Origin of the sequence: Bartonella sp. MR30HLJHH (genome assembly GCF_042194195.1) — a bacterium.
GTDB classification, from domain to species: domain Bacteria; phylum Pseudomonadota; class Alphaproteobacteria; order Rhizobiales; family Rhizobiaceae; genus Bartonella; species Bartonella grahamii.
The window spans coordinates 31,200-50,766 of sequence record NZ_JBHIMO010000006.1; the positions used below are offsets into that span (position 1 = coordinate 31,200).

Sequence of the window (19,567 nt, forward strand, 5' to 3'; positions counted from 1 at the left end):
TCTCAATTAATGAGGGGAAGCAACAATGAAAGAGGGAGGGGAATATGACACTTTCCAAGACAATTGCCACAGTTACACGAAAGGTTTATGAACGTTCTCGATCAACACGAGAAATTTACTTAGATCGTATTGCGAAAGCACAAGTGCATCGCCCCAAACGAAGTTTTTTAGGATGTGCCAATCAGGCTCATGGTTTTGCTGCTTGTGGTGCAATAGATAAAGAGCGTTTGAAGGGAAATATCGTTGGGAATATTGGCATTATCACGGCATATAACGATTTACTTTCAGCTCATCAACCTTTTGAAAAATTTCCTCACTTAATTAAAGAGTCGGCCCGTATGGTTGGTGGTGTTGCTCAGGTTGCAGGTGGTGTTCCCGCGATGTGCGATGGCGTTACGCAGGGAAATGCGGGGATGGAGCTTTCCCTTTTTTCGCGTGAAGTAATTGCAATGGCGACAGCTATAAGCTTATCACACGATGTCTTTGATGCAGCATTGTATCTTGGGGTGTGTGATAAAATTGTACCAGGTTTATTGATTGGTGCACTAACATTTGGTCATTTACCAGGAATTTTTATACCAGCTGGTCCTATGACAAGTGGTCAAGGTAATGATGAAAAAGCGAAGATACGTCAACTTTACGCGGAAAATAAAATAGATCGCCAAACACTTCTAGCATCAGAAGCACGTTCTTATCATGGACCAGGAACATGTACATTTTATGGAACCGCTAACTCTAATCAGGTGATACTAGAGATGATGGGGCTTCATATGCCGGGAGCTTCTTTTGTTAATGCGAATACACCGTTGCGTGATGCTTTAACAAAAGAAGCTACGAAACGTGTACTTGAAATGACAGATCTTGGTGATCATTATAGGCCACTTGGTATGATCATTGATGAGCGTTCTTTTGTAAATGCCATTGTAGGATTAAATGCAACAGGAGGTTCTACCAATCATACGATTCATTTGATTGCTATAGCTGCTGTTTGCGGTATTAAATTGACATGGCATGATATTGCAGAAATTTCATCCGCTGTGCCTCTTTTAGCGCGCATTTATCCTAACGGTTTAGCGGATATCAATCATTTTTATGCTGCTGGGGGGATGGGATTTATTATTCGCGAGCTTATCGAGGCAGGTTTAGTACATGAAGATGTTTCTACGGTTTTTGGTAAAGGTCTCAATGCTTATGCAATTGAAGCAAAGCTTTCTGCTGATGGTCATGTGGTGCGTGAAGCGGCTCTCAAGGAAAGTGGTGATCATAAGGTGTTAGCAGGGTGGAGAAAGCCATTTCAGCCTGACGGTGGTCTTCGTGTTTTATCGGGAGATTTGGGAACAGCTATTATAAAAGTTTCCTCTGTTAAACCAGAGTATTGGCAGATTAAAGCGCCAGTCTTTGTTTTTAATGATCAAGAGGAACTACAAAAATCTTTTAAAGCTGGAGTGTTGTATGATAAAGATTTTATCGTGGTCATTCGCTATCAAGGACCAAAAGCCAACGGTATGCCAGAGCTTCATAAATTAACGACCATTTTAGGCGTTTTACAAGATCGCGGTCAAAAGGTAGCATTGATAACCGATGGGCGTATGTCAGGGGCGTCAGGAAAAATTCCTGCTGCCATCCATGTGACACCGGAAGCAATGGATAATGGCCCCATTGCACGTTTGCAGGATGGTGATATTGTTTTTCTTGATGCTCATGAGGGTAAATTAACTCTTTTGGAGGATTTAGCAAAATTTAACGCGCGAAAAATCATACCTCCTGATCTTTCAAAAAACGAACATGGTGTTGGACGCGAACTTTTTCATGTTTTTCGTCAATCCGTTAATCGTGCAGATCAAGGGGCATCTGTTTTTATGACATGAAAAATGCAAAAATAAACAAGCTTAACCATGTATAATAAAACCATATACAAGGAATTGTTACAATTCTCAGAATTTTGGTATAGGCAGATTGTGTGATCGTGCAGCGGCTTTGAGTGTATTAACCATAAGCATGGCAATCGTCATTGGTCCAACGCCTCCTGGAACAGGGGTGATCGCAGCAGCTTTTTCTTTTACGTTTTCAAAATCGACATCACCAATAAGACGTGTTTTTCCTACACCTTTTTCTGGTGCAGCAACGCGGTTAATACCGACATCAATAACAATTGCACCATTTTTTATCCAGTCTTTTTTAATCATTTGTGGGCGGCCTACAGCTGCTACTAGAATATCAGCGCTTCGACACACATCATCAAGGTCACGGGTACGACTATGGGCAATTGTCACAGTGGCATTGGCTGCTGTTAAAAGGGCAGCCATAGGTTTTCCAACAATATTAGAGCGTCCAACAACGACAGCATCAAGTCCAGATAAATCTTGCCCACAGTGTTGTTCAATCATCATCATGGCACCAGCTGGTGTGCAGGGAATAATAGCATCTTCAAGTGCATTTGCCGCGAGTTTTCCTACATTAATATAATGAAAACCATCAACATCTTTTTGGAAAGCAACGGCTTGTGTTATGCGATTTGTATTCATATGAGCAGGGAGAGGCAGCTGTACCAAAATACCATGAATTTTTGGATCAGAATTTAATGTTGCAATAAGTTGAAGGAGTTCTTTTTCTTGCGTGTCTTTGGAAACGACATGTTTGATTGAAAGAAACCCACATTCTTCGGCTTTTTTATTTTTTGAGGCGACATATACTTGACTTGCGGGATCATCTCCAACGATAATAACAGCGATACTAGGTTGTATATTATAGTGATGGCGAAGCTTTGTTGTTTCGGCCTTAACTTTCGCAATAATCTCTTCAGCAAGTTTTTTTCCATCGATAATATTATTCATTCAGAGATCCTTTCGGTAAGGCTGTTTGTTTTTTTGTAAAACATTTTCTAATAATACGATAGAGTTTTATAGCAATATTCATATGAGAACAGTAAGAATGGTTTTATAATGTTGTAGATTTATAATTTTGAAGACTTTTAAATAATTGCTTTATAAAGAAGCAGCAACATTGCTGTTTGAATAAATTTTGGATAAAGAACAAAAATAATGAAGATACAAAGTGGATATAGTGAATTATAGGGTTATAAAAACTTTTTATGATCATTTAAGTTTATTTTTAATCTGTTATAGGGGGATAAATATAGAGGGATATTGTGCGCATCAGGATAATAAAATTTTTGAGCGGAATTTTTATTACAATTATCTTTTTATTTGGAGTGGGGGTTCTCGTTTTACCTTATCTTATCTCTAGAGATGCGATTCGTATTCGTTTAGCGCAGGATTTGAGTGCATGGACCGGTTACAATGTGCAATTGCGTGATCCACCTAGGTTACATCTTTTTCCTTATCCTAAAGCGTTTCTTTCTGGCATTACTTTAACATCAAAAATGGATGATGTTGCGCCATTAATGGAAGCTGAATCAATAGAAGTTGATCTTTCTGTCGTCGATCTTCTTTTGGGACATGTTTCTTTTTCAGAGACGCGGATTATGCGTCCTCAATTTGTTATGGAAAAGCCTGTTAAAACAATAGCAGATTTTTTTGATCGGTTTTCTCGCTCACAAGGTGCATTAGGGTTGGCAATACGCAATACGCGTGAAATATTAAAACATAATCCTGAACATCCAGAGATAGAGCACCTTTTCAAACAACCTTTTGGACGGATTGTCATTAAAAATGGTATTCTTGTATATCACGATAGTTTTTCGGGGATGGCAGAAAAAATAACAGGATTAAATGCGACTTTAGATTGGCCGGAATCGACTCAGGAAGTACGGTTACGTGCAGATGCACGTTGGCGCGGAGAATTTACAAAGTTATCAATTGATGCTTCTCAAGCATTGCTGCTTCTTGCAGGAGGCAAAAGTCATATTAGGGCAAGTCTCAATTCTGTACGTGGGGGAATAACTTTTACAGGGAAGGCTAGGTTATCTGAATATTATATTTTTGACGGAAAAGTAGCAATGCGTTCTCCGGGATGGAATCAGACATTGTCTTGGGTTGGTGGAAATCAGTTTTGGGGACATAAATTAAAAGTACCCATTGTATGGGAATCTCATTTTTTAGCTCAGCCAATGCATATCCAAATGAACAATGTTACATTTACGATGGGGAAAGCCAATGCGCGAGGAGCTTTAAAACTCGATTTTCAAGATTATGTACCAAATGTCATGGGCTCTTTAGCTTTTGATAACCTAGACCTTAGCCTCTTGGGTTCAATGTTTTTTTCAGGTAAAAAGAAAAATGCCTTCTTTGATATGACAATTTTTGATCGTATTGGCGTGGATATACGACTTTCTGCGCCACAAGCTAAAATAGGAAATATTTCACTCACAAATTTAGCTGCTGCAATACAAATAAAAAATGGGCATGGTATTTTTGATCTTGGACATGCGAATATTTTTGGTGGATCCGTGCAAAGTAATATTGAAGTTACGCCAGCTGGACAGAAAGTGCGTATTGGAGGAAATATTTCAGGTGCTTCTATTGATATGCAGCAGACTTTAGAAACCTTGGGATTTATTCCATTTATACAAAGCAAAACGAATTTTACTGCAACGGTACGAACACTTGCTGATTCTTGGCGAGAAATTTTTACGAAAACGCAGGGTGAATTAACACTGAAGATGTCTTCTGGTCGGCTCTTAGGGTATGATTTGAATGAATTACACACAAGACTTTTAAATAAACAACAATTTCTTTTAATGACTAATGATACTTTTTCAACAACATTTGATCACTGGGATATTCAGACAAGCTTTTCAGAAGGTATGATGAAGGTAACAGAGTCATTAATGCGTACAGCAGATTTGAGCTTATCCATTCAAGGAACCGTTACAACTGCTATTGCGCAAGGGAAGCAGAATGAATTGATATTACAAGCACAACTACGCAAAAATTATAGATCAGAAACTTTATGTAAAGATGTCCAATGTCTTGCTAATAGCCTTGCATGGCCTTTTACATTTTCTTTAAACTCTAAAGGACAAAGTCATGGTAACTTTTGGGTTACAAAAGACATTGACCCAGATTGAGTATTGTTTTTCATCTGTATAACACTCTATCTTATAATGGTAATTCGTCTTTTTTACAACTTAAAGCTGTTTTTTTGATTTAAATCAGAGTCCCCACTATCGGAAGATTCTCTCATTTTAAATCCGTTCGTGATGAAGCAGTAAAAATCGTCCTCTCCGTCATAAGTGTGGTTGATATAGATAAATGATTGAAGAGAGGAATAAAAATCCTTCTTATGAAATCTTTCAAATACAAGAAATTCATAATATTGGTGCAAATCTTATAAAAGTTTCTAAAAAACATTAAATTTTTAAGAGGGATGTCGGCCAGTTCTTACTGAATCCCAGAAGAAATTCCATAGCCATCTTTGGTAATTGTATGCTTCCCATCTGCTCCAACAGAACCAATTCCCACTGTAATCAAAATAAAGGCTAAGAGGGTTGTAATCGTAATAATTGTAGCTTTTTTAGCAGACATATTGTTCCTCCACGGATGCATCAATGACTGAATGCAAAGATGAATGGTGCATTATTTAAACTTTTATGAAAGTAGAATCACTTAAGGATCTATAAGTTCCTATTATTATCTCATAAAGCTAAAAAAACTCTATATTTCTTTAATATATTATAGTTCTATAGATATAATTTTTTCTTTTTGCTATATATTTTTCTTCATTTTCTCGATGACGATAGTGAGCATTGGCAAAATTTTTATGCGCATAAATTATAAACTTAAAAGATTATTTATACGACAGACATTGGCTTTGAATGAAGAAATAAAGATAGAGGGGGCACAAGCTTCTTATCTTGTGCACGTTCTGCGTATGAAAGAAGGAGCAGAAATTTTACTTTTTAATGGACAGGATGGTGAGTGGCTTGCTAAACTTATCATTGTTAAGAAAAAATTTGTTGTGGTTCAACTTATCCATCAAGAAAGATTACAAACGACGCATTCCAGTCTTATCTATTGCTTTGCTCCACTCAAAAACGCTCGGTTGGATTATATGGTGCAGAAAGCTGTTGAAATGGGGGTATCGATTTTGCAGCCTGTTATGACGCATCATACGCAGGTTACGCGTATCAATATGGCGCGTATGGAAGCCAATGTTATTGAAGCTTCTGAACAGTGTGGCATTTTATCTCTCCCTGAATGCGTATCTGCTCTATCATTAGCAGAACTTTTAGTACGGTGGGATGAGACACAGCCTTTATTCTTTTGTGATGAAGAGCATAAATCGCATAATCCATTACCTTCTTTTAAAAAGCGTGGCGTTACAACACCTGGTATTCTTATTGGACCAGAAGGTGGCTTTAGTGAAGAAGAGCGGAGCTTTTTAAAAAAACATCCTTTTGTGGTTCCAATATCATTAGGTCCGCGTATTTTACGCGCTGACACTGCCGCTGTTGCTGCTTTGGCTCTTCTTAATGCTACCGTGGGGGATTGGGCAATGGATTGAGAAATCTGTAAAATCATTCTAAACAGTTCATTTAAGATGATGATACCAATGATAGGATACTATAAGTTATGGCGCTTGATATAACTGATGAAAGTGAAATTTATAACTTAGATTCCTTGGTTAGCTATTTCCAAGGGGGGTATAAAGCAGAAGATGATTGGCGTATTGGTACAGAACATGAAAAGTTTCCGTTTTATAAAGATGGTTTTCACCCTGTTCCTTATGAAGGAGAGAGGGGAATCCAAGCGCTTTTAGAGAGGATGCAAAGCGCCTTAGGATGGAAACCTATTTTAGATGAAGAGAATATTATTGGGCTTGTAGGATCAGTTGATCAGGGAGCCATTTCTTTGGAACCTGGAGGACAATTTGAATTATCTGGTGCACCATTAAAATCAGTAGGCCATACATATCACGAGTTGATGGAGCATTTAACTCTTCTCAAAAAAACTGCAGAACCATTGGGTATAGGTTTTCTAGGTCTTGGAGCTAGTCCAAAGTGGACTTTAGCTGAAACGCCGCGAATGCCTAAATCACGTTATCAGATTATGACTGATTATATGCCTAAAGTGGGGCATAATGGTCTTAATATGATGTATCGCACATCAACAGTTCAGGTTAATCTTGATTTTTCATCTGAAAGTGATATGCGGCGAAAAATGCAAGTATCCATGAAGTTACAGTCCATTGCAACAGCATTATTTGCAAGTTCACCTTTTACAGAAGGACGCCCAAATGGCTTTTTGTCGTGGCGTTCTGAAATTTGGCGTAATACGGATAATCAGAGGACAGGCGTTCTTCCCTTTATATTTTCTGAGCGTTTTGGTTTTGCTGATTATGTTGAATGGGCTCTTGATGTTCCAATGTATTTTGTTGTGCGTGATGGTCGTTATTATGATTGTACACATATAACATTTCGTCAGTTTATGAATGGAGCATTAAAAGGACAAGTTGCAAATTCAATTCCAAACATGGGAGATTGGATTAATCACTTATCAACGTTATTTCCTGAAGTCCGCTTAAAAAGATTTTTAGAAATGAGAGGAGCTGATTGCGGTTCTTGGAAGCGCATTTGTGCGTTGTCGGCTTTTTGGGTCGGGCTTCTTTATGATAGGGAAGCACTTAATGAGGCAGAAGCTTTGACAAAAGATTGGTGTTTTGAAGAAGTTTTAGATGTGCGCCAACGCGTTCCTAAAGAAGGGTTAAAAACTCCTTTTCGTCAAACTATTCTTTTAGAGTTGGCACGACAAGCTCTTGCTATTGCCCGCAAAGGCTTAAAAAATCGCAAACAGTATGATACGAATGGTTTTGATGAAACAAATTTTCTTAATCCTTTAGAAGAGGTTGTTGCAATGGGACAAACAGATGCTGAAAAATTTTTGTCTTATTACTATTCTATTTGGAATGAATCTGTAGAACCTTTATTTTTAGAATGTGCCTATTAAATTTGAAGAAAAGAGACTTCCTACTTTTTAAAAAATGCATATCACCGTGGTGGCTCATTCACTCATTTGCTCTAGAGAGCATATCCTGCCTTTCTTTTAACATTTCTCATAAAGGGTACAATACAAAAATCTCTTGGGCAGTGTGATTTTTATACCCAATAATATCACGATATTTCCGTAATCTTAATGTTTTACCTTTGTGCTAAAGATAGCTCATAAAAGATATACTTAAGCCTATTATCAAACATTTTTTATTCACATAGCTTATCCCACTTATGAATAGGTCTGAAAATAATATTTTTCACTTTTAAAAGGGATAAAAAATATAATTTGCGTTTAATAGTCAGTTATTATAATTCAATATACGATGCTTATATGAAAGAGCATTTTATTATACAAAAATTACGATATCAATCTTTCAGTAAGCTAAAAAGACAGTAAAAAAAATGCCGATAGATCTGTGTATGTATAACTCAAATTTATTTTTATATAAAAAAGAAATATATTATGTAAAGAGATAGAAATAGAGCTTGTAATATATAGAATTAAGGTGTTAATTACATCATTAAATATTAATAAATTGAATTTTTATGCATGAGAAAAACAGCATTTGAGATATTTTTCTTTACAGTTATTATTCTCACTCCATGTATTTGATTATATTATATCAATATGTGTTATTTTGTTGTTACAAGAGTAAAGTATGGAATAAAAATAAAAAATTTCAGTTTTTGCAGAGTCGGGCAACAAAAACTTTTTTGTTAGCTAAACATATCTAGTGCGCTTTTAAATTTTTCTTCTTCCATTTTTTAGTAGCTAGATCTCAAGGGGATTCTTATACCTTTTTGTAGCGATATTCTGAATTTCTATAGTTGTTATTTGAGGTATGACTGATAAAGTTCGTTGTACGGATTCAGATCATTCACTTTGGTATATCCAAGTGATATTAATACAGCAAACAAAATGATCAATAGAGAAGATAAAACAATAAATGTTACGGTACGTTTCATGAGTGATTTAACTCCTTATCTTCGATAAATAGGCCGGTATTGAATAGGGGCTATTACGACGGTTGATATCATTTAATTTGGTTATATCAATGGTATATGTGATATTTTTGTTGGTATTGTGTTTCAAATTATATTGAATGATATGTAGATTACGAGTGGCGTTGCATTTCCCATAAAAGGGTATTGTATGGCATAGCTACACCCGACAAAGTACTCATATACTAACAAAAGCATAAAAGACAATCAGTATTTTAAAGGTATGGAAAAGGCTTTTTCGTAACATATAAACTAATATATCTAGAATTTATGTAACACGATACGTATTTATTGTAAATAAATATTTTACAATTTTATATTTTTTAAATATATTATGTGTAAATATTGTTTATATGCTTATTACTTGATTATTTTTTATTATGTATTTTAAAGATATATTGTGTAATTTATTAAACAATTGCGTTATTTATTATCTATAACATTAATAATATTTATAAACGCTCTCATCATGCGTATTTTTAGCTTTATAACGTATCAGTTTTTTACTAAATGGTTTTAATGATTTTTGTAGATTTTGTTTATAAGGGGCTCTAATTTGAACAACTTTAATAGGCACCGCGCTCTTTATAACCAACGCGTTCATTTGTATTGTGATTATGAAAACTTGCTTTTTTCACGCATGCTCTATAGCTATTATATTTTTATAGTCATGGCACCATTTTTCATTTTCATAAGATAAATGATAAAGATGATAATGCGCTTTATTGCCTTTTATAAAAACATCTAAAGAGAGACTGATAATTATAGAGGTCAGCAAACTCCCTTTTAATAGACTTTTGTCATTTTTCTGTCAGCAAATTGAACCGACAAAATAGATCATTTTAGTGAGTGATTAAATATATCTTATGAAAAGCATGTGATTCTTTAAAGCCATTTCAAAAGATAGGTTCTAGTCATAAAAAATGCTATTAAGACCATTATGGTTATTAGTTTTGAGGTTTTTGAAGATTTTAGACACCTTCAAAATCTATAAGTAAAATGAATACATAAAGCTCTTTTTCAACAGAGTTTTTCAAAACAATAAAGCTATCATTTTAGATTACGATATAATCTTTTAAAAGCAATCCAAATAACAGTGTTTAAAAGTGCAAAGCTTCTTTTTTAGAATAACGCATGATAAGCTATCCTTTTAGATTGTAGGTAATAAACTTAATAAGATGATTAAAGTTATAGACTGCCGTTTTAAAGCAATACACAAGAGACCTTTATGAGGTGTGTTAACCTCATAAGTCTATTCGGTTTCTCACACTTCTAATTTTGGTAGTTTCTTAATAATTTTCATTGTTTCTAAATTTATAGTATGATCCTTTGAAACAACTCTAATGGATAAGCAGGGTTACTAATGGTTCCAATAGCATAGCGATTGGCATCATTAACAATGCCACTCTTTTTATCTGTCTTTACACATTGACGCTCCATAACCCATTCAAGAGTGGGGTTGCCATTAACGATATACTCATAAGCTTCAAGAGGGATGTCTGTCATGATGATATTGCTGTTGTAAATAAAGCAGATTTATCCTTTTCCTTACTATTTTTAATTTTTGCGAATTTCATTTCTGTCACGTAATAAAACTTTTCGGGATTAGAGATGTCAGTCAGTTTTGGATTACCCTTTTTTTAAAGGTCACAAGATAAGGCTCCACACTTTCATAATTCATGTGCAAGTGATCAAATTCACACTCTGTTGTCACAATATCCAGAAATCTTCAGCGCTTTTTACACAAGGAATACGAGGCAATTCTTTGCATAAATTATGAGCATAGCGAGTACGGTAATCTTTGAATGCAATAATTCGTAAACGTAATAGAATAGATCATCTTTAGTTATGGTCTCATTAGGATAAACAGCTTAAAAAATGCGCTAATTCTTCATCAGCGATGGTATCACGCCTTTGTAAACCAGATGTTTTTCTTTCCTTTATTAAATTTGTAAACAAATGGAATTATTTCTCATCATGATCAGTTATAGAAGATTCAACGTTTTTATAAAGATACCGTGGAAAGCATTGGCCTGTATCTATTGCATCTAGATTAGGTAAATTCTTAGCTATAAACACAGAAAAACCGCTTCGTGCTTCTATGACTCTATTTTCTACGGCTTGCCCCATAGGGAATACACGTGGTATCTGATACACTCCATTATTGAAGATACGATTATAGTAAAGTCATTGTCGTGTAAAAGGACGATACGGACTTTGCGTGAGGCTTGTCTCTTCAAATTCAAAAACCTTTCCTCTTATTAGTTCTTGCTTAACATTATAAATACAACTTATCTTTTTTACATCTAAAGTGATAAAATTATCTACGGCACGTGCACGTGTTGTTCGATTAGCATATGGATATGTATCGTTAAAACGTTTTACTGCGCTATTATAGAAAGCAAGCATATTATTCATATTTCCTGCCCAAGCTCCGCCCTCCAATGTTGCGACAGCTCTTGCATTAAGACGTTTCATAAGAGGTATTTCTACTCCTTATCTTATACATTTTTTATCCACACGCCAGCCCTGCTTGTGACGTGCAAGAAAATGATTTTGATTGATTCAAGCATAAACAGGTTTGAAATGAGAGAATCTTACGTTATTCGGGACTCTCATTTAATATGCAAAACAGTAAATTATTTATTATAAATCAATGTATTGTCTTTCAATAGGCATTGTGGCTTTCAAAGTCTTTTTTATGACTATAAAAAGAATTTCGAAAAATAAAAAAGCGTTCATTGAAAGCAAAGAAAGAATCTATGAAAGGTATTTTCAATAAAATAATTATATTTGAAATGCTGATCAAAGCTGTTGAGTGTGCAGTCCATAAAATTAGCAAAAGTAGCTTGTCGGTGTATTTTCTAGAAAAATCATGAATGTTCGATTGTTAATTCATCCTTTCTTGAAAAGCTCGCTTCAGTTCAAATAGAAAAAGAGAGAGGTAAGGATATTGATAGGATAAGATATGCTGGAATTGTTCAGTATTAAGATGCAATGAATGTTGTTTATATTTCTCTTTTTTAACTATTTTATGAGAGCATAAATTTAAAGAATAGGAAAATAATTTTATTTATTTTCTTTAAACAGTTATTAGTAGATAAAAAATTCTCTTTTAATCTATAAATTAAAAAAATAATGATTTTGTAAAAGCCTGGTAAGCTTTATGTTAATTTTAAATATCATGCATTGATTTTGAATTATGCAGATTATTGACGTCAATCATAACAATAGTAAGTGAGCATAGACAATGACATTTAATTTTTTCGTCAATTTATTTCTATTTGTTATTTTTTTATTGTTTGTTTCTCAAAGTAAGAGAATGCAATGGAGTCTTTCACTACGTGTTATGCTAGGGCTTATCCTTGGCTTGATTTTTGGAAGTGTTTTGCAGTTTATTTATGGAGAGGGTGAAAGCACTTTATTGAAATCCGTTGAATGGTTTAACATTGTTGGTGAGGGCTATATCTTATTGTTGCAAATGATTGTTATGCCACTGGTTTTTATCTCTATTGTTTCAGCAGTTGCTCATTTACATTCTGTTTATGCTGTTGGAAAGATGAGTATAATAACAATTTCAATATTGCTTTTTACAACGGCTCTTTCAGCATTGGTTGGTGTTCTTGTGATTAATTTTTTTGGATTAACAGCCGATGGTTTAGTGCATGAAGGGCAAAATGTTTCTGCTATTCTTGAAGGTCATATTTCTAAACTTGGAGATATGAATATACCAAAGATGATTTTGTCTATGATTCCTAAAAATCCATTTGCTGAGTTGAGTGGAGCTAAACGTACGTCAATTATCAGTGTTGTTATTTTTGCGTCATTTTTAGGTGCAGCGGTTCTTCTTTTAAAGAAAGATGAGCCAGAAAAAGGAGAAAAAGCGCTTTTATTTATTCAAGTGGGACAAGCTTGGATTATGCGGTTAGTCCGTATTGTGATTGCTTTGACGCCTTATGGTATTTTTGCACTTATGACGAAAGTAGGAGCAATATCGCGTATTGCAGATATTTTAAATTTACTGGTTTTTGTCATTGCCTCTTATGTCGGTATTATTTTAATTTTTGGAATTCATGGTGTATTGCTTGGTATTTCTGGGGTTAATCCCTTTCGTTTTTTCAAAAAGGTTTTACCTGTTTTAACATTTGCTTTTAGCAGTCGTTCAAGTGCTGCAAGTATTCCTTTGAATATTGAAGCGCAAACACAGTGGATAGGTGTACCACAACCCATTGCGAGTTTTGCAGCTTCTTTTGGGGCAACAATTGGACAAAATGGTTGTGCTGGTCTTTATCCAGCGATGCTTGCGACCATGATTGCACCATCTATGGGTATTAACCCTCTTGATCCTACTTGGATTGCTACGCTTATTGGGGTTGTGACATTGAGTTCTATTGGTGTTGCTGGTGTGGGGGGAGGCGCTATTTTCGCTGCATTGATTGTGTTACCAATTATGGGGCTTCCTGTTACTTTGGTTGCTGTACTTATCTCTATCGAACCGCTAATTGATATGGGACGGACCGCTCTAAACGTGAGCGATTCAATGATAGCTGGAACGATCACCAGTCAAATGTTACAGACAACAGATAAAAGTATTTTTAAAAAATGATTTTAGGTTATGTTTTTTGGGGTTGTAAAACATCTGTAAGAGATATTTGCGCTGAACCAGGTTGTAAGGGTTTTTGTTGATTGGGATGAGGAGCCCAACCAGAGAGCCAAATGAAAGAAAAATGTGCACGAATACGTCCATCAGGATCACTAAATCGTTGTGCATAGATTTCAGCTGCGCGGAGAAAAAAACGTTTGGATACAGGGCGTCGTGAACGATTGATGAGTGCATTTTGCATTCCCATAGCTTTAAGATCGTGCATAAGGTCAAACATTGTATTATAACGTATTGTGATATCTTCAACGTCTGCTACAGGCAGGGCAAAGCCAACACGCTGTAAAAGAGCGCCTGCATCACGAATGTCGGCAAAAGGATAGATCCTAGGGCTTGCTCCACCATAAATTTCACTTTCAGCTTGCAGAAGGCTTTCGCGCAATTCTCTTAATGTACCAGCTCCTGCCATAACAGCAAGAAATAAGCCATCTGGTTTAAGGGTGTTTTTTATCTGGCTTAGAACACCAGGGGTATCATTGGTCAATTGTAATGAAAGAAGTGAAACAATAAGGTCACAGTAACTTTGAGGTAAATCAAGAAATTCCCGATGACGTAAATGAAATTTTTTATCATGGCTTTGATAAAGCGTATTGGTCTCAATACGTTCTATGGAACAAACTTTTCCAGATTTCATTAAAGCTTGCGCAGCAAGGTCTGTATGGCTGTGTAAATCGAGAGCTAATGTAAAGAGGCGATCAACAGTGCTAAGACGTTTATAGAGATCTTCTGCCATGTGAGAGAGTAAAAAGTCGTATCCTTTTTTTGCTTTTTGAAAGGCACGTTTTCGGAATTGTTCAATGCGGTTATGATCAAAAATTAAAGGATGCGACATATTGTGGAACACTTTCGATCTATGAAAGAATATATTTTGAAAAGGTTCATTATTTGTGCAAGCTCTGTCAAGTTTATAATATAAAAGAAAAATAAATTTATAGAAGGTAAGAATTTTTAAAGGAATTAAAATTATAAATTGAGGAAATACAAAGGAACTTTTGTTCTGAGGGAAACTTGTAAAAGCCTAAATTTATAATGTTGTATTTTCGAGAAGCGGCGTTAAGTAGTGGGGATATACTAAGTAAGTTCATTGAACGCTTGAAAACGGTGCTTTATCCACCAATTTGTCCTGGATGTAAGCAAAATGTTTCTACTTATGGCACGATTTGCTCCGAATGTTGGAAAGACCTTCAATTTATCACTAAACCTTATTGTCCTGTTATGGGGACTCCCTTTGTTTGTGATATGGGGGATGGTTTTCTCAGTGGTGAAGCGCTTCGTAATTCTCATCCTTTTTCACGTGTCCGTTCTGCTATTGTTCATAAAGGGCTTGCACGAGCTTTAGTAACGCGCTTAAAATATGGTGATCATATAGAATTGGCATCATTTATGGCCAACTGGATGATGTTTGCTGGACGCGAGGTTATTGATGATTGTGATGTTATTATTCCCATTCCATTGCATTTTCGTCGTTTTTGGGAGAGACGTTATAATCAATCTGCTGAGCTTGCGCGTTATATTGCAGCATCACAAAAAAAGCTTTTAAAACCGAGTTGGCTTGTTCGTTGTCGGCATACCCGTCCGCAGGTTAGTCTTTCTTCGAGAGAGAGAAAACTTAATGTAAAAAATGCTTTTAAGGTTTCGCATAAGGTTAAAAAATATCTCAAAGGATGTTCTGTTTTGCTGATTGATGATGTATTTACAACAGGTGCAACAGTTACAGCAGCAGCTGCTGCATTAAAATATGCAGGTGCACGACAGGTTGATGTGCTAACATTTTCGCGTGTTCTCAAAGAAGATTCTATTTTTCCCTCCTCGTAAGAGGAATTTAAAGTGAATATTATTAAAAAATATTGGAGGATAATACTATGAAAGAGATAATAATTTATACACGCCCTAACTGCCCTTATTGCACAAAAGCACGTGATTTGCTTAATAAAAAAGGCGTAAAGTATACAGATATTGATGCTTCCACATCCCTTCGCCAAGAAATGGTACAGCGTGCAAATGGACGTAATACATTTCCACAAATTTTTATAGGTGATTATCACGTTGGCGGTTGTGATGATCTTTATGCTTTAGAGGCTGAGGGAAAGCTCAATTCTTTATTACAAGGCGTATAATATTTGTAAATTACATATCCTTAAGACCGTTTTGCGAGAAGGAGATAGTTAACGCTCATGTCTTTTGAGCGATTCCAGCTGTCGTTTAATGGGTTATAAGTAATCCCTATCTCATCAATGATAGTTAGGGCGTTTTTTGATAAGAAATTTTTAAGTTCTAGAGGTTTTAGGAATTTTTTATAATCATGTGTTCCTTTAGGAAGCCAACGTAGAATATATTCAGCGCCTACAATAGCAAGCCCCCATGATTTCCACGTGCGGTTGAGTGTTGAGACAAACATTAACCCTTGTGGTTTCAACATTTTTGCTGTAGCTTCTATGAAGAGATTAACATCAGCGACATGTTCAACAACTTCCATATTAAGGATGATATCAAACTTTTCTCCTTCATTGGCAAGAGCTTCTGCTGTCATCGTGCGGTAATCAATGGAAAGATCATTTTGAGCTGCATGGGTTTTTGCGACTTCAATATTTGTTTGTGCAGCATCAACGCCTACGACCATAGCGCCAAGACGTGCCATTGGTTCACATAACAAGCCTCCTCCACAGCCAATATCAAGAATTTTCAAATTATCAAAGGGCGTAAATGAACAAGGGTCACGATTAAACTCTAAACAGATTTTTTCTCTGATGTAAGCAAGGCGCGTTGGGTTAAATTGGTGAAGAGGTCGAAATTTTCCTTGTGGATTCCACCATTCTGTAGCAATACGTGAAAAATGATCAATTTCACTTTGATCAATAGTTGTTTGTGTTTCATCTATCATGTTGCCTGCCTTTTATTTTTAATGATCAAGTCCTGTAGATTTTATACAAAGTCAAGAGAAATTAATATAATCATAATGAAACTTGCACAAATGATAGATATTCGCTATGTCGAGAAAATGGTTAGTTGATACAGCATCTAATTCTCATTACCGTTTGAGATAAGAGATGTAAAGGTAAGAGTGTTATTAATGGCGCGCATTGTCATGAAATTCGGTGGAACATCTGTAGCAAATATTGAATGTATTCATAATGTTGCACGGCATGTCAAAAGAGAGATTGATGCAGGCAATGAGGTTGCAGTTGTCGTATCTGCGATGGCTGGTAAAACCAATGAGCTTGTTCAGTGGACGTGTGATGCTTCCTCCAAGCATAGAGATGCTCGTGAATATGATGTTGTGGTTGCTTCTGGTGAACAGATTACTTCAGGTTTGTTGGCTTTGACACTTCAAGAAATGGGTGTGAATGCACGTTCATGGCTTGGTTGGCAAATTCCTATTCATACAGACAATGCGCATGGACGTGCACGTATTACTGATATTGATGGATCTTTTTTAATCGAGTGTTTTCAGGAAGGTCAGGTTGCCGTTATTGCTGGTTTTCAAGGGTTAGCTCCAGATAACCGGATTTCTACCTTAGGGCGTGGGGGATCAGATACAAGTGCTGTTGCTATAGCCGCGGCTGTACAAGCTGATCGCTGTGATATTTATACGGATGTAGATGGTGTTTATACAACGGATCCACGTATAGAACCGAAAGCGCGTCGTTTACCAAAAGTAGCTTTTGAAGAAATGCTGGAAATGGCTTCTCTTGGTGCAAAGGTTTTACAGGTTCGTTCTGTTGAATTGGCAATGGTTCATAAGGTTCGTACCTTTGTGCGTTCAAGTTTTGAGGATCCTGATGCGTTAGGCATGGAGGATCCAATGAGTTCTTCTGGAACACTTATTTGCGATGAGGATGAAATCGTGGAACAACAAAATGTTACTGGTATTGCTTTTGCTAAGGATGAAGCGCAAATTTCCCTTCGTCGGCTTGCCGATCGTCCAGGGATTTCGGCAGCAATTTTTGGTCCCTTGGCTGAAGAGCGCATTAATGTTGATATGATTGTGCAAAATATTTCTGAAGATGGCTCAAAAACTGATATGACTTTTACTGTACCATCATCAGATGTAGAAAAAGCCGTTGCACTACTTGAGAAGAATCGCAAAGAAATTGGATTTGATGTTCTCCAATTTGAAAGTGATCTTGCCAAGGTATCTGTGATTGGTATTGGAATGCGTAGCCATGCAGGTGTTGCCGCTACAGCATTTAAGGCTTTGGCTGAAAAGGGTATTAACATTCAAGCAATTACGACCTCAGAAATTAAAATTTCTATTTTGATCGATAGTGCTTACACTGAACTTGCGGTTAGAACATTACATGCTGTTTATGCACTTGATAAGGGATAAGCATTTTTTAGTTTCAACAAAGTTTCAATAACATAAAGCTTTAATATATATTAATAATTTTTGTTAAGGATAATTTATATTTTTAACTTAAATAGAATATTTAATACAGCAAAACTCTCTCATTTTAAACTTGTTCATGATGAATTTAAAAATGGTTGCTTATATATGACAAGAGAAAGATGCTTGTGTAAAAAATGTTTAAGAAGGGATATAAAATATGCCGTCTATAAACGTTTTAAAGCTTATAGAGAGGGATAGAGAAGACTTCACAATAAGCTTTAATAGAATAAGGAATAAATGCACTGCGTTTATTCAAAGGATGCATGTGACATGAGGGACAGCCTTGTGAATACAGATTTAGTATTATAAATCTTAGAGAAATTAGAGCTCATTGGATTAGTAACGGAATTACTAAAAATGGAATTGATGATGTATTTTCTAGAGATATTTAGCTTGTCTCAAATGATTGCTTATGGCTTTATGTATATCTTGTAAATTTAATTTTTTCCGTATTATGAGGCGATAAAAAATATATCTCTATAGACAATATTTATGTTGCGCTATAAGTTATAAAATTACTGTATCTTATGCGTTTACGGCTTATAGCTCTTCAGAAGCACTTTTCATAAAATCATGTAACGATAGATCAAAATTAAATGATAATGTTATAGCGTGTTGCTTTCATGATTTCATTACTTAAATTTTTTCTACATATCTCAGTTTTGCAGTGTTTTGCAGGTAGAGTGACTCCTTCAACTTGTTTCTTTTGTGCATCCAGGCAGAATAATTGGTTCTTCTATCAATCTTCCACTATACCATTTCATTATATACTTCCCCACTAGGGATAAGATAATACATTTGAGTAACCAGTACATAGGGATGGTTTAAAAGTTCTTTTCCATATAAAAAAGTATATTAGGTAGTATAGTCTATAGTTTTTAGATAGTTTACGATTTTTTTATTTGTAAAGAGCTTTTTTGATATGCATATGTCTTTGATTTTACAACTTTTGGTATCTGTACTTATGCGGTATTATGTTAACAACCAGCAACAAATATTCTACTGGAGATTACAGCTGGTAGAATAAGATTTTTAAATATGAGGTAGCTTACTAAATTTTCTCTATAATCTTTTATACAATGTGTGTTAATTTTACTTGATTAATATATAAAAATTTTAATGACAATATTATTTTACTCTTATTGTATTTAATGTGGCGTTGTATAATTTGAAAGTCTTGGAAATATTGTTTTTTAAATTATCTGTAAAGAGTATTTTATGGTATCAAGAAATATAGAGCTAACTCTGTAAACAAAAAGAAAATAAATATCAACTAAGAGCGGGAAAAGGGGAGAGCAGCGATATATATGCTCTATTTTTCCACTGATCATATGTTTTAGAATAGTCTAAATGATTAGGGTTTTCTTTTTTCTCGTGATTTAATTACGCAAACTAGAGCGCTCCCTATGGAAGCATGCTTCAAGTTTAATTCTTTCATGGAGGGAGACAAGCGATGTGTCTATGATAAAAAACGAGGATATTTTTTCTCTCCATTGTCAATCGAGTAGTGATTTTATGACGTTGTTATTCCCAATAAATCTTTTGTTTTTTGTTCCCTGTATCAATA

General features: G+C 35.4%; 12 protein-coding genes and 1 pseudogene. 8 read left to right on the plus strand and 5 right to left on the minus strand.

Annotated features, from left to right (window positions below; translation table 11 throughout):
- Nucleotides 1-44: 44 nt before the first annotated feature.
- Nucleotides 45-1,868: a phosphogluconate dehydratase gene (edd, locus tag ACFIKR_RS05010; RefSeq protein WP_375659081.1), complete on the plus strand. Its 1,824-nt coding sequence runs from the start codon at nucleotides 45-47 to the stop codon at nucleotides 1,866-1,868.
- 66 nt (nucleotides 1,869-1,934) lie between these two features.
- Here the strand turns inward: edd and folD are convergent, their stop codons facing one another.
- Complete coding sequence (gene folD / locus ACFIKR_RS05015) at nucleotides 1,935-2,834, minus strand: bifunctional methylenetetrahydrofolate dehydrogenase/methenyltetrahydrofolate cyclohydrolase FolD (protein WP_375659082.1); 900 nt, start codon at nucleotides 2,832-2,834, stop codon at nucleotides 1,935-1,937.
- A 314-nt stretch (nucleotides 2,835-3,148) separates the two neighbouring features.
- Here folD and ACFIKR_RS05020 point away from each other — a divergent pair, with 314 nt between their 5' ends.
- Nucleotides 3,149-5,029: an AsmA family protein gene (locus tag ACFIKR_RS05020; protein WP_375659083.1), complete on the plus strand. Its 1,881-nt coding sequence runs from the start codon at nucleotides 3,149-3,151 to the stop codon at nucleotides 5,027-5,029.
- A 313-nt stretch (nucleotides 5,030-5,342) separates the two neighbouring features.
- Here ACFIKR_RS05020 and ACFIKR_RS05025 read toward each other — a convergent pair whose 3' ends face one another.
- Nucleotides 5,343-5,486 (minus strand): hypothetical protein, encoded by a 144-nt coding sequence (locus ACFIKR_RS05025; RefSeq protein ID WP_012754785.1) that lies wholly within the window; start codon nucleotides 5,484-5,486, stop codon nucleotides 5,343-5,345.
- Between the two features lie 235 nt (nucleotides 5,487-5,721).
- On the opposite strand from ACFIKR_RS05025, the gene ACFIKR_RS05030 reads away from it, so the two are divergent.
- A complete protein-coding gene (locus ACFIKR_RS05030) occupies nucleotides 5,722-6,465 on the plus strand; it encodes a 16S rRNA (uracil(1498)-N(3))-methyltransferase (RefSeq protein ID WP_375659084.1) in 744 nt (247 codons plus the stop codon).
- Nucleotides 6,466-6,533: 68 nt separating this feature from the next.
- Nucleotides 6,534-7,907 carry a glutamate--cysteine ligase gene (locus ACFIKR_RS05035; protein WP_375659085.1) on the plus strand — a complete coding sequence of 458 codons (1,374 nt, stop codon included), beginning with the start codon at nucleotides 6,534-6,536 and terminating at the stop codon, nucleotides 7,905-7,907.
- Nucleotides 7,908-10,217: 2,310 nt separating this feature from the next.
- Here the strand turns inward: ACFIKR_RS05035 and ACFIKR_RS05040 are convergent.
- Nucleotides 10,218-11,380 (minus strand): annotated as a pseudogene (locus ACFIKR_RS05040) (type ISP restriction/modification enzyme); the annotation flags it as partial.
- 823 nt (nucleotides 11,381-12,203) lie between these two features.
- On the opposite strand from ACFIKR_RS05040, the gene ACFIKR_RS05045 reads away from it, so the two are divergent.
- Complete coding sequence (locus tag ACFIKR_RS05045; protein ID WP_012754788.1) at nucleotides 12,204-13,559, plus strand: L-cystine transporter; 1,356 nt, start codon at nucleotides 12,204-12,206, stop codon at nucleotides 13,557-13,559.
- A gap of 7 nt (nucleotides 13,560-13,566) precedes the next feature.
- Here the strand turns inward: ACFIKR_RS05045 and ACFIKR_RS05050 are convergent, their stop codons facing one another.
- On the minus strand, nucleotides 13,567-14,445 hold the full coding sequence (locus ACFIKR_RS05050; RefSeq protein ID WP_375659086.1) for a methyltransferase: 879 nt from the start codon (nucleotides 14,443-14,445) through the stop codon (nucleotides 13,567-13,569).
- Between the two features lie 197 nt (nucleotides 14,446-14,642).
- On the opposite strand from ACFIKR_RS05050, the gene ACFIKR_RS05055 reads away from it, so the two are divergent.
- Nucleotides 14,643-15,428: a ComF family protein gene (locus ACFIKR_RS05055; protein WP_012754790.1), complete on the plus strand. Its 786-nt coding sequence runs from the start codon at nucleotides 14,643-14,645 to the stop codon at nucleotides 15,426-15,428.
- A 47-nt stretch (nucleotides 15,429-15,475) separates the two neighbouring features.
- Nucleotides 15,476-15,730, plus strand: coding sequence for a glutaredoxin 3 (gene grxC / locus ACFIKR_RS05060; RefSeq protein ID WP_273787883.1), 255 nt, complete (start codon nucleotides 15,476-15,478; stop codon nucleotides 15,728-15,730).
- 20 nt (nucleotides 15,731-15,750) lie between these two features.
- On the opposite strand, the gene ubiG is transcribed toward grxC, so the two are convergent.
- On the minus strand, nucleotides 15,751-16,494 hold the full coding sequence (ubiG, locus tag ACFIKR_RS05065) for a bifunctional 2-polyprenyl-6-hydroxyphenol methylase/3-demethylubiquinol 3-O-methyltransferase UbiG (RefSeq protein WP_375652833.1): 744 nt from the start codon (nucleotides 16,492-16,494) through the stop codon (nucleotides 15,751-15,753).
- Between the two features lie 189 nt (nucleotides 16,495-16,683).
- Here ubiG and ACFIKR_RS05070 point away from each other — a divergent pair, with 189 nt between their 5' ends.
- The gene (locus tag ACFIKR_RS05070) at nucleotides 16,684-17,940 is read left to right on the plus strand and encodes an aspartate kinase (protein ID WP_375659087.1); all 1,257 of its coding nucleotides are present in this window, start codon (nucleotides 16,684-16,686) and stop codon (nucleotides 17,938-17,940) included.
- The last annotated feature ends 1,627 nt before the right edge of the window (nucleotides 17,941-19,567 follow it).

Excerpts from the sequence above, each read along its gene's own strand:
- ACFIKR_RS05035 (WP_375659085.1), top strand. The coding sequence starts at position 6,534 with ATGGCGCTTGATATAACTGATGAAAGTGAAATTTATAACTTAGATTCC.
- grxC (WP_273787883.1), top strand. The coding sequence starts at position 15,476 with ATGAAAGAGATAATAATTTATACACGCCCTAACTGCCCTTATTGCACA.
- ACFIKR_RS05030 (WP_375659084.1), top strand. The coding sequence starts at position 5,722 with ATGCGCATAAATTATAAACTTAAAAGATTATTTATACGACAGACATTG.
- ACFIKR_RS05045 (WP_012754788.1), top strand. The coding sequence starts at position 12,204 with ATGACATTTAATTTTTTCGTCAATTTATTTCTATTTGTTATTTTTTTA.
- ACFIKR_RS05055 (WP_012754790.1), top strand. The coding sequence starts at position 14,643 with ATGTTGTATTTTCGAGAAGCGGCGTTAAGTAGTGGGGATATACTAAGT.
- ACFIKR_RS05025 (WP_012754785.1), bottom strand. The coding sequence starts at position 5,486 with ATGTCTGCTAAAAAAGCTACAATTATTACGATTACAACCCTCTTAGCC.
- edd (WP_375659081.1), top strand. The coding sequence starts at position 45 with ATGACACTTTCCAAGACAATTGCCACAGTTACACGAAAGGTTTATGAA.
- ubiG (WP_375652833.1), bottom strand. The coding sequence starts at position 16,494 with ATGATAGATGAAACACAAACAACTATTGATCAAAGTGAAATTGATCAT.
- ACFIKR_RS05070 (WP_375659087.1), top strand. The coding sequence starts at position 16,684 with ATGGCGCGCATTGTCATGAAATTCGGTGGAACATCTGTAGCAAATATT.
- ACFIKR_RS05050 (WP_375659086.1), bottom strand. The coding sequence starts at position 14,445 with ATGTCGCATCCTTTAATTTTTGATCATAACCGCATTGAACAATTCCGA.
- folD (WP_375659082.1), bottom strand. The coding sequence starts at position 2,834 with ATGAATAATATTATCGATGGAAAAAAACTTGCTGAAGAGATTATTGCG.